The organism is Millisia brevis NBRC 105863 (assembly GCF_001552615.1).
Lineage (GTDB): Bacteria > Actinomycetota > Actinomycetes > Mycobacteriales > Mycobacteriaceae > Millisia > Millisia brevis.
In genome coordinates this window covers 15755-29715 of record NZ_BCRN01000001.1, presented here as the reverse complement: position 1 = coordinate 29715, position 13961 = coordinate 15755, and the positions used below count along the sequence as shown (strand labels likewise).

13 protein-coding genes are annotated in these 13961 nt (G+C 68.0%); 6 read left to right on the top strand and 7 right to left on the bottom strand.

What is annotated here, in order from left to right; translation table 11 throughout:
* Positions 1–130 precede the first annotated feature (130 nt).
* Positions 131–403, bottom strand: coding sequence for a GlsB/YeaQ/YmgE family stress response membrane protein (locus tag MB1_RS00140; RefSeq protein ID WP_066902517.1), 273 nt, complete (start codon positions 401–403; stop codon positions 131–133).
* A gap of 306 nt (positions 404–709) precedes the next feature.
* Between MB1_RS00140 and MB1_RS00135 the strand changes: the two genes are divergently transcribed.
* Positions 710–1516, top strand: coding sequence for an endonuclease III domain-containing protein (locus tag MB1_RS00135; RefSeq protein ID WP_066902515.1), 807 nt, complete (start codon positions 710–712; stop codon positions 1514–1516).
* 56 nt (positions 1517–1572) lie between these two features.
* Here the strand turns inward: MB1_RS00135 and MB1_RS00130 are convergent, their stop codons facing one another.
* From MB1_RS00130 to MB1_RS00110, 5 genes are read right to left on the bottom strand one after another with little or no spacing between them, the layout of a single operon-like run.
* Positions 1573–3966 (bottom strand): ATP-dependent DNA ligase, encoded by a 2394-nt coding sequence (locus tag MB1_RS00130; RefSeq protein ID WP_066902513.1) that lies wholly within the window; start codon positions 3964–3966, stop codon positions 1573–1575.
* On the bottom strand, positions 3966–4412 hold the full coding sequence (locus MB1_RS00125; RefSeq protein ID WP_066902511.1) for a hypothetical protein: 447 nt from the start codon (positions 4410–4412) through the stop codon (positions 3966–3968). Before MB1_RS00125 ends, MB1_RS00130 begins: the two co-directional genes overlap by 1 nt.
* Positions 4405–4785 (bottom strand): hypothetical protein, encoded by a 381-nt coding sequence (locus MB1_RS00120; protein ID WP_066902509.1) that lies wholly within the window; start codon positions 4783–4785, stop codon positions 4405–4407. The genes MB1_RS00125 and MB1_RS00120 overlap by 8 nt, the downstream gene beginning before the upstream one ends.
* 23 nt (positions 4786–4808) lie before the next feature.
* Positions 4809–6296, bottom strand: coding sequence for an HAD-IB family hydrolase (locus tag MB1_RS00115; RefSeq protein ID WP_084350531.1), 1488 nt, complete (start codon positions 6294–6296; stop codon positions 4809–4811).
* 13 nt (positions 6297–6309) lie between these two features.
* Positions 6310–8625, bottom strand: coding sequence for a glycerol-3-phosphate 1-O-acyltransferase (locus MB1_RS00110; protein ID WP_066902507.1), 2316 nt, complete (start codon positions 8623–8625; stop codon positions 6310–6312).
* Between the two features lie 237 nt (positions 8626–8862).
* Between MB1_RS00110 and MB1_RS00105 the strand changes: the two genes are divergently transcribed.
* The 3 genes from MB1_RS00105 (at position 8863) to MB1_RS00095 (ending at position 11382) form a co-directional block, all read left to right on the top strand.
* Positions 8863–9531, top strand: coding sequence for a chymotrypsin family serine protease (locus MB1_RS00105; protein WP_066903370.1), 669 nt, complete (start codon positions 8863–8865; stop codon positions 9529–9531).
* A 142-nt stretch (positions 9532–9673) separates the two neighbouring features.
* Positions 9674–10735, top strand: coding sequence for an ATP-dependent DNA ligase (locus tag MB1_RS00100; protein ID WP_066902505.1), 1062 nt, complete (start codon positions 9674–9676; stop codon positions 10733–10735).
* A 59-nt stretch (positions 10736–10794) separates the two neighbouring features.
* On the top strand, positions 10795–11382 hold the full coding sequence (locus MB1_RS00095; protein ID WP_169801570.1) for a TetR/AcrR family transcriptional regulator: 588 nt from the start codon (positions 10795–10797) through the stop codon (positions 11380–11382).
* Here MB1_RS00095 and MB1_RS00090 read toward each other — a convergent pair.
* A complete protein-coding gene (locus MB1_RS00090) occupies positions 11333–11752 on the bottom strand; it encodes a TfoX/Sxy family protein (protein WP_084350528.1) in 420 nt (139 codons plus the stop codon). The genes MB1_RS00095 and MB1_RS00090 overlap by 50 nt on opposite strands.
* Positions 11753–11830: 78 nt before the next feature.
* Here MB1_RS00090 and MB1_RS00085 point away from each other — a divergent pair, with 78 nt between their 5' ends.
* Together MB1_RS00085 and MB1_RS00080 are read left to right on the top strand one after the other, a co-directional pair.
* Positions 11831–12940 (top strand): DNA polymerase domain-containing protein, encoded by a 1110-nt coding sequence (locus MB1_RS00085; RefSeq protein ID WP_066902502.1) that lies wholly within the window; start codon positions 11831–11833, stop codon positions 12938–12940.
* Between the two features lie 78 nt (positions 12941–13018).
* Positions 13019–13924 (top strand): L,D-transpeptidase, encoded by a 906-nt coding sequence (locus MB1_RS00080; protein WP_084350526.1) that lies wholly within the window; start codon positions 13019–13021, stop codon positions 13922–13924.
* Positions 13925–13961 lie beyond the last annotated feature (37 nt).

Below are 13961 nucleotides of genomic sequence, written 5' to 3'. Positions count from 1 at the left end.
CGGTGGGGCATGATCCGTATCGACGATCGGGCCGTACCGGAGCGAACACAGCAGTACCGGACCGAACACAAAGGCGCCGTTGCCGGCTCGAGATGAGCCGCCAACGGCGCCTGTGCGTCGTGCGTAGTGGTCAGACCCGTGAGCCGGACCGGCGTCCCGTGATCGCCGTGTACACGAACAGGACGATGATCGAACCGATAAGCGCCAGCAACCAGGTCCGCAGCTCGAAGAAGCTGCCCAGTGTGACGTTGAACAGCACACTTCCGAGCCAGCCACCGACGATCGCGCCGACGATGCCGATGATCAGGCTGGCCAGCCATCCGCCGACCGCCCTGTCTTTCAGAAGCGCCTTGGCGAGTGCTCCACAGACCAAACCAACGATGATGTAGCCGAGAATCCCCATCTCCGCTTCGCCAACCTTTCCGGGCTGATCGACGTGGATGCGCCGAACGCCACATATGTGTGTCTACCATCACGTATATCTGTCGGCAAGGGGGTTGGGGATACCGTGTCTCCGGACCTTCTGTGAATCCTGCTTGTTTGTAAGCGATTTCGAGATACTACGCGCGAGTAACGATCCGATTTGTCCGATTGGTATGGATTCGATATCCGCGATCCGTAGTCGAGGGTGGATGCGGTCTCGGTTCGGTGTCGGACCTCGTCCTGGTCCTGGTGCCTTCCTGTCGGAGGGCGGGGGTACGGTCGCAGCGTGCGACGACAGGACAAAGCAGATCGCATCGGCGAGATCCTCGACGATCTCTATCCCGACCCGCCGGTGCCGCTGGATCACACGAGCCCGTACACCATGTTGGTGGCGGTCGCGTTGTCGGCGCAGACCACCGACAAGAAGGTCAACCAGGTGACACCGGCCCTCTTCGCGGCGGCCGATACCCCGGAGTTGATGGTCGAGCTCGGTCCCGAACGCATTCTCGAGTACATCCGAGAGGTCGGCTTGGCGCCGACCAAGGCGCGCAACATCTGGCTGGCCGCCAATCGCATCGTCGAAGTGGGCGGCGAGCTGATCCCGACCTTCGAATTCCTCGAATCTCTTCCGGGGGTGGGCCACAAGACCGCCGGCGTCGTCCTGGCCGGGGCCTACGGTATCCCCGCCTTCCCGGTCGATACCCATATCCATCGGCTCGCGGCGCGGTGGGGTCTGTCGACCGGTCAGAATGTGGAGCGGACCGAGAAGGACCTCAAAGCGGTGTTCCCCGAAGAGACCTGGGATCGACGCCACCTGCAGATCATCTTCTTCGGTCGCGAGTACTGCCCCGCGCAGCGCCACGATCTTACCGGCTGCCCGATCTGTTCCTGGGCGGCATCGAAGAAGCAGATTGCCGCGGAGGCGCCGAAGAAGAAGGCGGCGGCCAAGCGACCGGCCGCCAGGGCCGGCGCGGCGAAGGTCCCTGCCGCGAAGGTTTCCGCAGTAGAGGTCCCCGCGGCGGAGGCTGCTGCCGCGAAGGTCCCTGTGGCGGAGGCTGCTGCCGCGAAGGTCCCCGCTCCAACCGACGGGTAGCGCCGCAACCGACCGGGAGTGCCGGGGCCGGCGGGTACCGACACAACCGGCGGATGTCAGCGGACCGGGCCGTCCCAGATCGGATGCCGGAGGATGCCCGAGTCGCTCATCTCCGCGTAGCGCACCGTGCACTCCAGGCGCGGCGTCACCCACACCGAGTCGCGGTGCTCGGCGGCCGGCGGCGGCTCCTCGAAGGGGCAGGTGTCGATCCGGAGCGGTTCGAGTTCTGTTCGCAGGTCGGATAATTGACGTTCGGTGAAGCCGGTGCCGACCCGGCCGACGTAGCGGTAGCCGCCGGACGCGGTGGGCAGGCCGAGCAGCAGCGAACCGATCCCTCCGCCGCGCGCGCCCTTGCCGTGCCGCCATCCGCAGACCGTGGCGCGCAGGCTGCGCCAGTTCTTGATCTTGATCCAATCGGGGGAGCGGACGCCGGGACGGTAGATCGAGTCGGCACGCTTGGCGACGATGCCTTCCCAGCCGAGATCCCGACTGCGCTCGACCGCGGCATCGACCGGGCCGTCCAGCGGCGGGAGGACCGTCACGCTGTCCAGGTCGGTGGTCAACAGCTCCAGTAGCCGTCGGCGGTCGGTGAACTTCTTGTCCAGCAACGAGATTCCGTCGAGAAAGAGCAGGTCGAAGGCGATCAGGCGGGCGTCCTGCGGGCTCGCGTGATGCAGCAGATCGAATCGGGTGACGCCGTCGTCGTCGAAGCCGACCGCCTCGCCGTCGATGATCGCGGCGTGATCGGCGAGATCGGCCGCCAGCCGGGAAAATCCGGGGAAGCGTTGGGTGTAGTCCTGCCCGGTGCGGGTGCGCACATCGATCGCACCGTGGTCGAGGTGGACCAGGACGCGGTAGCCGTCCCACTTGCCCTCGAAGACCCAGGCGTCGCCGCGATGTGCCACGTCCTCGACACTGCCGGCGGTGGCGAGCATGGGGGACAACGGATTCGGCAGATTGGCCGGTCGGGACGGCTCGGACGGTCGGGACGGCTCGGACGGTCGGGACGGCTCGGACGGTCGGGACGGCTCGGGCGGCCGGGACGGTTCGGGCGACTCGGGCGGCTGTTCGTCCTTCATGCGGTGCGCCAACCACTGCTTACCGTCGGTCCGGATCAACGCATAGCGACCGGAGATGCGCGACCCGCGCAGGTCGACGATCACCTCGTTGTCGCGCCACTTCTCGGTGGAATAGGTGCCGCGATCCCAGATTTCCATATGTCCACCGCCGTACTCGCCGCGGGGGATATCCCCGGCGAAGTCGGCGTATTCGAGGGGATGATCCTCGGTGTGCACCGCCAGATGATTGCGGCCCGGATCGGCCGGCAGATTCTTCGGCACCGCCCAGGACACCAGCACACCGTCACGTTCGAGCCGCAGGTCGTAGTGCAGCCGTCGGGCGTGGTGTTCCTGGATGACGAAGATCGGCTCCCGGTTCGGATCGGTCGGCGCACTTGCGGCCGGGATCGGTTCCGGGGTCAGCGCGGTCGTCCGCTTCCCGCGGTAGGGGCCCAACCGGTCGAGTCGCGGTGCCTCCACGTCGAGCTCGGTGACCAGATCGGCGTCCAGGGGGGCCAGCAGATCCCCGTCGCGGTCGAGCCGCTCGAGCACCTCGTCGAACCGCAGCTGCCGCAGCGCGCCGGCCTCCACCTCGTCCCAGGTATGCGGCGCGGCGACGGTCGGATGCTGCCGCCCGCGCATCGAGTAGGGGGCGATCGTCGTCTTGTTGGCGTTGTTCTGACTCCAGTCGATGAACACCCTGCCCGGCCGACGATCCTTGGCCATCGAGGCGGTGCACCGCTCCGGGTACTGCTCCTCGAGTAGGTTCGCCACCCGCCGAGCCACCGTCGACGCGCCGGTCGAGGTCAGCGGCTCGGCGAGCGGGATGTAGAGGTGCATGCCCTTGCTGCCGCTGGTCAGCGGATAGGCGGTCATGCCGATGCCGGCGACCATATCCCGAATACGGCAGGCGATCTGCGCACACTGCGTCAGGTCGACATCGTCGCCGGGGTCGAGGTCGAAGACGATGCGGTCCGCGCGGCCGGGCCGATCGATCCCGCCGGTCGGCTCCCCGTCCGCCGCCACCGGAAACCGCCACTGCGGGACGTGCGCCTCCAGCGCGGCCTGCTGCCCGAGCCAGACCGCGTCGGCCGCCGTCCAGAAGACCGGGTAGACGACGATGCGATCGGAATGCTGCATCCGACGCCGGTCGAGCCAATCGGGCGCCGAACCGGCGAGGTTCTTCTCGAAGAACGACTGCTCGTCGACACCATTGGGCCACCGCTTGCGGGTGACCGGCCTACCGGCCAGATGCGGGATCAGCGCCGGCGCGACCCGGCGGTAGTAGTCGATCACCTCGCCCTTGGTGGTACCCGTCGCCGGATAGAGCACCTTGTCGACGTTGGTGACCGCGATCTCGCGACCGGCGACCTCGATCGACCCGGCGGGCATCAGGGCCGCCCGGACTCGCTGTCGACGACAGCCGCGGCGGCGGTGCGGCGCATCCACCACAACGCAGCGATCGGCAGGGCCAGCGGGATGAACAGATAGCCCTGTCCGAAGTGCGACCACACCGTCTGATCCGGGAACAGCTCCGGCAGCAGGTAGCTGGCGGCGCCGACGATCAGCACACCGAACAACTCGATCAGGCACAGCGGCCACGCCCAGCTGATCCGATCGCGAGCCAACGCGATCGTCGCGAGGATGTAGATCACCGCGGCGAGCGCCGACAACAAGTAGGCCAGGGGAGCGGCGGAGAAGTTGGTGCTGATCTGGACCGCCGAGCGCGCACCGGCGGCCAGCGAGAACAACGCGTAGAGCGCGACGAGCACGCTGTGGAATCCGGTGCGACGTGCACGGCCGTTCGCGGCGCTGTCCGCACCGCCCTGTTCACGCATGGCCGGCCCACAACTGCGTCAGCCGGACCACCATGATCGCGATCGCCAGATTGGCGACCAGCAGGACCGCCAGGCCGCCGCGCCCCGGATCCCCGTAGGCCCACCACACGGCGGCCGGCAGCACGATCACCAGTCCCACCAGGTAGGCGATGAACGTCGCGCCGTGGATGTCACGACCGCCCCCGATCGTGGCGGCTATGCCGACCACCAATTGCGCCACCAGGGCCACCTCGGTGCCGATGTGCAGCCGCAGCAGGTGCCGGGCACGCGCGAACTTCAGCAGGAAGGAACGGCCGGTGATCAGGTCGAACAGCACCCATGCCGCCGAGAACAGCGTCAACGCATAGAGCGCGTAGGTCAGCGGGGTCCACACTCGTCTCAGCGTAGGCCGCGCCTTCAGGGCAGCGTAAAGCGGTCGAGCTCCTCCTGGAAGAAGCCGCGCACCTCGGCGATATGCGGAGCGAGATCCTCCGGATCCCAGTCGGTGGTCTGATAGGGCCGGCCCACGCTGACGCGCACCGTGCCCGGCTTCGCGACCAGCGCGGTTCGCGACATCAATCGGCCGACACCGTCGAGCACGATCGGCACGATCGGCACCCCGGCGTCCGCGGCCAACCGGAACGCCCCCGACTTGAAACGACCCAGAGACGGCGTCGGCATCCGAGTGCCCTCCGGCGCGATCACCACCGAGATGCCCTCGCGCAGCTTCTCGACCGCCGGAGCGAGCGGATCACCGGCCTTGTTCGGGTCCTTCCGGTCGATATAGGCCACCGAGAACATCGAACCCAGCGGAGCGAAGAAGGGAGCGCGGGAGAGTTCCTTCTTGGCCAGAGCGGTGATGTCCCTGCGCAGGACGGCCGCGACCACGATCGCGTCGAGGTTGCTCTGATGGTTGAACACGAAGACCGCCGGGCGCTGATGCCACAGGTATTCCTCGCCGGTGATCTCCAGGTCGATCCCCGCCAGGGCCAGCGCCATCGACGTACCGGCCGAACTGACCAGATTGGCACCGCTGCGCCGATTGCGCCGCAACAGACCCACCCCGATACCCAGCCCGGTCGTGGTGACCATCGCGCCGAGCGCGGCCACGGTGCGGGCGGTCGAGGTGACGTCGAGCGCCGACCCCGCGGTCGACAGCCGCAGGATCGGCCAGCCGCGCGCATTCGCCTGCTTGGTCAGCCGGGGGTCCGGGTTGATCGCCACCGGGTTGGCCACCAACTCCAACATCGGGACATCCTCGCCACCGTTGGAGTAGGCCCAGCTGATGTCCAGGTCGGCGCCGTTGGCCTGCGCCCAATCGAGCACGCCCTCCGCCTTGCGCGGGCCCCAGAGCGATCCGCCCGGCACCTGGCCGGTAAGGACGCCGTCGGCGTCGACCTCCGGACGGGTGCAGATGATGTCGTCGAAGCCGAGGTCCTCGACCACTGCCATCGCCTGGTACGGCGTCGCGGAGGTCGCCATCACCACCCGATGCCCGGCGCGCTTGTGGGCGGCGATGATCGCCCGCATATGCGGGTAGATCATCCCGGCGAGGTGGTCGCGGAAGAGGCGACGCGCGTCGGAGAGCAGGTCGTCGTGGCCCTTGCCGGCGAGGGCGCGGACCGCCTTGTCCATCAGGTTGTCCACCGTGGAGTTGCGCACCCGCATCTCGACCGCGGCGGAGGCCAGATCCCACATCTCGATCGGGCCGATATCCCGGCGGCGCAGGCGTTCCCGGAAGACCGCCCCGGCGGAGTACCCGTCGATGATCGTGCCGTCGTAGTCGAAGAAGGCCACACACTTCGGGCCGGTCGGGCCGGTCGCGATGCGCTCGAGATGCTCGATGGTTGGCTCGGTCGACGTATTGGATTTCGTTGGCGCGGGCCGACCTTCGTTGTCGGTCATCGCCGCTCCCCTCTTACCACTGCTCCCGGGCGTCGATCGAGTCGAGCTTGGACAGGGCCATCTGTCGCAGGTGACGCACCGCTTCCGACCAGAACGATATCCGAGCGGCAAAGTCGCGGCGGCGGTTCGTGACCGCGTCGGCGCCGACGTCGAGCAGATCGAGGTTCGCCGCCTCCTGCAGGGCGGTATCGAACAGTTCGTTCGAGATCGCTTCGCTGTGCTGCAGTTGTTGACGCAGTCGGCGGGACTGCGCCAGCCCCAGCGACGCCTCGAGGAAACCGGGCCGGTCGAACGGCTCGCCCGGCGCCAACAGCAGCAGTTGGTCGGCCACCACCTGGTAGGCCTCGAAGATCGCCTGCAGCACCCGGTGCGCGAGCAGCACGGGCAACCCGCTCAGGACCTCGAGGATCTTTTCCGGGCTGTCGGTGGTGCGCCAGTTCGGCTCGATCATGTCGAGTTCGGTGTCCAGCTGGGTCTGGAAATCCTCGCGGTCCCCGAAGAAGTACTCGAACTTGAGGAGATCCCGCAGTTCCAGGGCCCGCGCGTGGACGGTGCCGGAAATGTCGGCGCCGGCGTCGTCTCCGACGGAGGGCTCCGGGCGCAGCGCGACCGATGCCAGGGCCAGTTCGGCGAAGGCGCGCATCACGAAGAAGTGGATCGCGTTGTTGCGGAAGAAGGCGGCGACCAGATGCTTGTCCTGGGCGAGCAGATAGAGCGGCTCCGGACCGTCGTCGAAGGAGCGGATGACCCCGGCCGCCATCTGGCTGCGCAGCGCGGTGGTCATCGTGTCGAGGGCGCCGAGGTCACAGCCGCCGGCGATCGGCAGGCCGCGCGTTTCGATGTAGTCGGCCAGCGGGGCGACCACCGACCACAACTCCGCGGTGCTCAGCGCGCGATCCTCCGCGCCGAGCATCGCCATCGAGACCAGCGCCCCGGGGGCCACCGGGGTCACCTCGTTGATGGCATGCGCGACGGCCAGGGCGCTGCGCTGGACGGCCACCCGCTTGTCGGGGAACTCCTCGAGCATCTGCCGAACGGAGATCGGCTGCCCGAAACGCAGGTAGGCGGTGCCGCGGATCTTGCCCTGGGCCCGGATGTAGTCGATCAACGCGCCGAAGCTCTCCGCCTGTTTGGGCGCCCCGTGCGACTCGGCGGCCATCGCGGCGACCTCGTGCAGGCGGTCGTAGGTGATCGACGTCGGGACCAGGTAGACGTCCTCGGCGTCGCTGCTCTCCATCGCCTCGAACAGGTAGGTCAGCAGACCGAAGCGCGGCGGCCGCAGCTTGCCGGTGCGGGTGCGTCCGCCCTCGATGTACCACTCGAGGTTGAACCGCTTGCTGAGCAGGAAGCTCATGTACTGCCGCAGCGTCCACTTGTAGATCTTGTCGGAGAACTTCCGCTGGATCAGGACCAGCCCACTGCGCTTGGCGATCGGTCCGATCGGCCAGAAGCCGACGTTGATCCCGCCCATCACGTGGTTGAGCGGCAGCCCCTCGGCGAGCAGGGCGGGGCGCAGCACCAACGGGTCGAGATAGGAGCGGTGGTTGGGAAGGAAGACCAGCGGGTAGCAGGCGTTGAGGTCGCGGATCGCCTGCAGGCCGCTCGCGTCGGCCTGCACGTTGTAGGCGCGCGAGAAGTAGGCGCCGAGCGTGCCCCACAGCTCGACCGCGCGGTGGTTCTCGGTGGCGACCATCTCGTCGAGGATGGCGCGAACACGGATCTCGACGTCGGGCAGCGGCTGGTCGACCGACGCGGCCAGCTCGGCCAGGTCGCCCCGGAATCGGTTGCTTTCGGTCATCTCCTCGACGACGAAGCGGGGGAACTTGTATTCGGTGCCGATCAGGTCCCGCTCGGCCCGGTCGAGAGCCAGGCTCGCCTGCCGACCGACGAATGCGGCCAACGACCGTCCGCCGGTGCGGTGGAAGCGATCGGTCAACTCGGCGAGCGTCGCGGGCTTGCCGACCACCACGACGCCGCGATCCGAACTTCCGGGGGTCAGCCAGCGGCGCCAGCCGGGCAGCGACCGCAGCCGCGTCGGTGGCGCCAGCAGCCGCACGATCCGGCGCTGGGGACGGCTGACCCGCAGGGGAACAAAAAGTGGATCGGTGCCCTCGTGCTGGGCGCGCGCGAGGAATTCGGTCAGCCCGCCGTGACGAATGGTCAACGACGTGGGCCGGGCGGTCGGTGCCGTGACCGTCCCACCGCGTTGCTCGTCGATCCACTGGTTGGCCGCCTGGGTATCCACGGCGGTCGCGGCATCGATCAGGTAAACCACCCGGTCGTTCGAATCCACATCGTGACCCGTCGGCTCGGAACGCAGTGTCGACATCGGAAACCTCCCGTTGATCATTGTCCGCAGATTCCGACCGCCGTGTGGGCTTAGTGTCATACCGCCTCGATTTGTGATCCGACTTACAGCCAAAGGTATGGCCCGGGCCCCCGATGTGGGGAGCGTTTTTGGGGTCGATGACAAACGTATTACCGCCCGGTCTCGACGCCGGACGACGATGCGCTCGTCCGGCGTGACCCTTGGTACGGTGCTTCCGACCAAATCGAAGGGATGTCGATGATCAAGTCCGTTGTGCTCGGTGCCCTGCTCGCGATCATCGTCGCGACGGGCCTGAGTGTGGGTACCGCGGCTGCGGACGACCGACCGGCAATGGGCGGTGGTTCCGGAATCGTGGTGGCCGGTCCGGATGGTGAGCTGAAGGTGAACTGCACGCTGACCACGATCGGTAACGACGCGGCCGGGCGTTTGGTCGGCATGACCGCCGCGCACTGCGGACAGGTCGGCGACCTCATCCTCTCGGAGACCCAGACCGACGCCGGTGTGCTCGGACGGATCGTCTCCTCGGACGAGACCCTCGACTTCGCGGTCATCCAGTTCGACCCGAACCGGGTCATCCCGGTCAACCGGGTCGGCAATACGACCATCACCTCCGTCGGTGCGCCGGTCAGCTTCCCGACCATCGTGTGCAAGGAGGGGCGGACCACCGGTCGCACCTGTGGCTGGGTCTACGGCGACGTCTTCGATACCCGCGAGACCATGACGCAGCTCTGCGTGATCGAGGGCGACTCCGGCGCCCCGGTCGTCGTGGGCGAGACGCTGGTCGGCATGGTCAACGCCTACATGCTGGTGCCCTGCATCGGACCGGAAATCGGCCGCAACATGGACCAGATCCTGTCGATCCTCTCCGCCAACGGCGGGATCGGTGCCGGGTTCCGACCCATCTGATCACGCCTCACACGTTCGACCATCTCGAGCGGGCCGGCTCCCTTGCGGAGCCGGCCCGCTCGTTTGTCTGTTTGTCTGTCGGGGGGCCTGTCGGGGGGCCGTTCGGGTCGGTTCGTCGGCGCGGTCTGACAGGATGTGATCCGTGCAACTGCCGATCGAGCCGCCCGTCGCGCCGATGCTCGCCAAGGCCACCAAGGTCGTGCCGCGCGCCGCGGAGGGGGAGTCGCCCTGGTGGTACGAACCGAAGTGGGACGGCTTCCGGGCGATCGTCTTCCGGGACGGTGACGAGGTCGTCATCGGCTCGCGCGGCGGCAAGGATCTGGCCCGCTACTTCCCGGAGATGGTCGAGCAGGTCCGCGAATACCTGTCCGAACGCTGCGTCATCGACGGCGAACTCGTCGTCGCCCGCGAGGTGGACGGCATCCTGCGGCTGAGCTGGGATGCGCTGTCCGAGCGGATCCATCCGGCCGCCAGCCGGGTGGCGATGCTCGCCGAGCGGCAGCCGGCCTCCCTGATCGCCTTCGACGTACTCGCCCTGGGGGACGAGGATCTGACCGGGCTGCCCTTCTCCGAGCGCCGCGAGCGCCTGCGCCCGGCGGTCCGCCCCGGCGGAGGCTGCCACGTCACCGCCGCCACCGACGACCCGGATGTCGCCGAGCGCTGGTTCCGGGAGTTCGAGGGCGCCGGGCTCGACGGGGTGGTCGCCAAGCGGGCCGACAGTATCTATCTGCCGAACAAGCGCGAGATGATCAAGGTCAAGCACGCGCGGACCGCCGACTGTGTGCTGTTCGGTTATCGGGTGCACAAGTCCGGGCGCGGTGTGGGATCCCTGCTGCTCGGGCTCTACCACGACGACCAGCTCTACATGATCGGCGGCAGCGGCTCGTTCTCCGACGCCGCTCGCGTCGAACTGCTCGACATCGTCGAGCCGCTGCGCGTCGGCGCGGACGTCGTCGCCGAGGGCGAGGCGACCCGTTGGCGGGCCGGCGCCGATCGCAGTTGGATCCCGCTGCGCCCCGAACGGGTCCTCGAGGTCGCCTACGACCAGATGGAGGGCGACGCCGCCGCAGACGCGCGACTGCGCCTGCGGCATACCGCGAAGTTCCTGCGGTGGAGACCGGACCGCGAGCCGTCCGAATGCACCTTCGAACAGCTGGACATACCGGCCCGATACGACGTTTCCGACGTTCTGGCAGGCCGCTGACCTCGAATTTTGTCCTCGTCTACGGGTTGATGCGGCCGCCCGAGAGTTACAGTGAAGCGATGGCCCCTCTGAGTCGAGCCGAGAGCAAGGAGCGCACGCGCGGCCTGATTCTCGATGCGGCTTTGACGCTTTTCCTCGACCACGGATATCACGCGTGCTCGGTCGAGCAGATCGCCGATACGGCCGGTTTCACCACCGGCGCGGTCTACTCGAACTTCGGCGGCAAGCCCGATCTCGCCGCCGAGGCGCTCGACATGCTCTACGCCCGCGAGATCGACCGGATCCTCGCCGACCTCGCCGGGGACGACAGCCTCGGCGCGTGGCAGCGCGTCCTCGGGGAGTGGGCGGACCGGATGATCGGGGAGCGTCGGTGGGCGCGGTTCGAGTTGGAGGTCGCCTCGGTCGCCGCCACCGCGGACAGTTCCGCGCAGCGGTACGCCCGCATGCGCGAGCGCATCGCCCGGCTGATCGGTGCCCGGTCGGAGATCCCCGATGCCGAGCGCGTCGACTGGGATGCGACCGCGATGTTGATGCTCGGGCTCATGCTCGGGGTGGCCGTCCAACGGGCCGCGGACCCCTCGCTGGCGGTGACGTCGATCACCCATGGTCTGGGGGCGCTGGTTCGGCACCCGCCGTCGCGGGACTGAACGGCCTCCTCGGCTCCGTCTCGACACCAGGGGCTCCTGGCTTGGGCGGCAGCATCTCCCCGTAGGCGACACCGCGCTCGACCCATTCCCGCAGGACTACGTCGTCATCGACCGTACCGGCCGCGACCCGCAGCCAGCCCCGGACCTCCCGACCGGACATGACCATCGGCTCGGCGCCCGGTTCCTCCAGCGCGGCCGCGGTCTCCTCCGGTGGCAGCCGGACCATCAGGCCGCCCTGCCCGCTGACGCAGAGGGACATATGACCGCCGATCAGGAATGCCAATCCGCCGAACATGCGGCGTTCGGTGACATCGCGACGCGGCGCGAGCAGCTCGCGAATCCGATCGGCGAGGATCACGTCGTACGCCATGGCACGACAGTAGGACGCGGGTCCGACATCGGCATGCCGCCGCGGTGACGTCCACCACGTCGGCAGTAGCGTGGGCGCATGGCAAAGAGTCCGGCGACCGTGCTGACCGTCGGTGATCGCGAGGTCAAGGTGTCCAGCCCGGATCGGGTGGTCTACGAGGCGACCGACACCGCTCCCGAGGTGTCGAAACTGCAGGTCTGCGAGTATTTCGCGACCGTCGGTGCCGCGCTGATGCGGGCGATCGGCGATCGGCCCACCGCGATGGAACGCTGGCCGGACGGGTGGCGGACCGGGATGCGCCTGGCCACCGGGCCGCAGGACCGCGAGGGCGACGGTTTCTATCAGAAGCGGCTGCCCAAGGGGGCGCCCGACTGGCTCGAGACCGTGCGCGTCCGCACCCCCAATGGTCGACCGATCGACGAGCTGTGTCCCTCCGAGCCCGCCGCCGCGGTCTGGGCCGCGCAGATGGGCACCTTGACCTTCCATCCCTGGCCGGTCACCCGGGCGGACGTCGACCACCCCGATGAGCTGCGCATCGACATCGATCCGCAGCCGGGCACCGGCTTCACCGACGCGCGCCGGGTCGCGCTGGTGGCCCGCGAGCTGCTCGAGGAGCTCGGACTGCGCGGCTACCCGAAGACCAGCGGCAACCGCGGTATCCACATCTACGTGCGGATTCGCCCGGAATGGTCCTTCGAGGAGGTCCGGCACGCGGCGATCGGGTTCGGGCGGGAGCTCGAGCGCCGCGACGACGGGGTGACCACCGCCTGGTGGAAGGAGGAGCGCGGGTCGCGGCTGTTCATCGACTACAACCAGAACAACCGGGATCGGACGATCGCCAGCGCCTGGAGCCTGCGACCCCGCCCGGGCGCCCCGGTGTCGACACCGATGAGCTGGGAGCGGCTCGCCGAGACCGACGATCCGGCGGCCTACAACCTGTTCACCGTCCCGGAATATCTCGTCGATGAGAACCCGTGGTCGGATATGGCGGAGCACGCCTATTCCCTCGAACCATTGCTCGACCTGTGGGAACGCCTTCCCGGCGGGGAACTCAATTTCCCGCCCGACTATCCGAAGATGCCGAACGAACCGCCCCGGGTCCAGCCGTCGAAGAAGGTGGCCGACCATTGGGATGCGGACGGCAATCGGGTCGACGTATCGACCTCCCGCGACACCGGTCGGAAATAACACACCCCTTCCGTATTCCGATACGACCGTTAGACTCGTCGCGGCCGGTGTTCCACCGGTGTTTCGGAAGGGGTTTGTGTGTCTTCTGTTCGATTCGGCTCTGCTCGATTCCGGACCCGGCTGCGTCGTGCCCTCACGGGGGCTGCCGTGACCGTGGCCTCGGTGGCCGCGCTCGGACTGGCCGCACCCCAGGCCGGAGCCGTACCGGCCTGGCCGGGCGGCCCGGAGATCCCCGGTGAGACCCCCCTGGTTCCGACCGTGCCGATCACTCCGGTGGCCAACTTCTCCGCGCCGAGCGTCTTCCCGTCGGCCGGTTCGGTCGTCGGTGTCGCCCAGCCGGTGATCATCAACTTCAACGAGCCGATCGACGACCGGCAGACCGCCGAGCAGGCGATCTCGGTCACCACCACCAACGGCCCGCTCGACGGCCATTTCTACTGGTGGAACGACTCGCAGGTGCGCTGGCGACCGAGCGAGTTCTGGCCGGCCAACATCACCGTCACGGTCTCCGCCGGCGATACGACCAGCTCGTTCGACATCGGTGACCGGGTCGTCGTAACCGTCGACGACGCCACGAAGGAGCTGTCTTTCGAGCGCAACGGCGAGGTCATCAAGACCATGCCGGTCTCGCTGGGCAAGCCGGGATTCGATACCCCGAATGGCACCTACATCGTCGCGGAGAGCAATCGCGAGATGGTGATGGATTCCGAAACGATCGGTATTCCGCACGACGATCCCGAGGGCTATCTGCTCGACGTCGAGTACGCGACCCGTTTCTCGAACAGCGGTCTGTTCGTGCACGCGGCGCCGTGGTCGGAATGGGCCCAGGGCAGCCAGAACGTCAGCCACGGCTGCGTGAATGTCAGCACCGAGAACGGTGCCTGGTTCTACGACAACATCAAGCGCGGCGACGCGATCATCGTGGTCAACACCGCGGGTGGCTCCGCCCGGCAGGGCGACGGTCTGACCGACTGGAACTTCTGAACCGGCCGGGGAGCGCCGCCCGGACGGGAGGATAGGC

Bases quoted from the DNA above. Each gene is read 5' to 3' on its own strand.
- MB1_RS00140 (WP_066902517.1), bottom strand. From the start codon at position 403: ATGGGGATTCTCGGCTACATCATCGTTGGTTTGGTCTGTGGAGCACTC.
- MB1_RS00130 (WP_066902513.1), bottom strand. From the start codon at position 3,966: ATGCCCGCCGGGTCGATCGAGGTCGCCGGTCGCGAGATCGCGGTCACC.
- MB1_RS00125 (WP_066902511.1), bottom strand. From the start codon at position 4,412: ATGCGTGAACAGGGCGGTGCGGACAGCGCCGCGAACGGCCGTGCACGT.
- MB1_RS00115 (WP_084350531.1), bottom strand. From the start codon at position 6,296: ATGACCGACAACGAAGGTCGGCCCGCGCCAACGAAATCCAATACGTCG.
- MB1_RS00110 (WP_066902507.1), bottom strand. From the start codon at position 8,625: ATGTCGACACTGCGTTCCGAGCCGACGGGTCACGATGTGGATTCGAAC.
- MB1_RS00105 (WP_066903370.1), top strand. From the start codon at position 8,863: ATGATCAAGTCCGTTGTGCTCGGTGCCCTGCTCGCGATCATCGTCGCG.
- MB1_RS00095 (WP_169801570.1), top strand. From the start codon at position 10,795: ATGGCCCCTCTGAGTCGAGCCGAGAGCAAGGAGCGCACGCGCGGCCTG.
- MB1_RS00090 (WP_084350528.1), bottom strand. From the start codon at position 11,752: ATGGCGTACGACGTGATCCTCGCCGATCGGATTCGCGAGCTGCTCGCG.
- MB1_RS00085 (WP_066902502.1), top strand. From the start codon at position 11,831: ATGGCAAAGAGTCCGGCGACCGTGCTGACCGTCGGTGATCGCGAGGTC.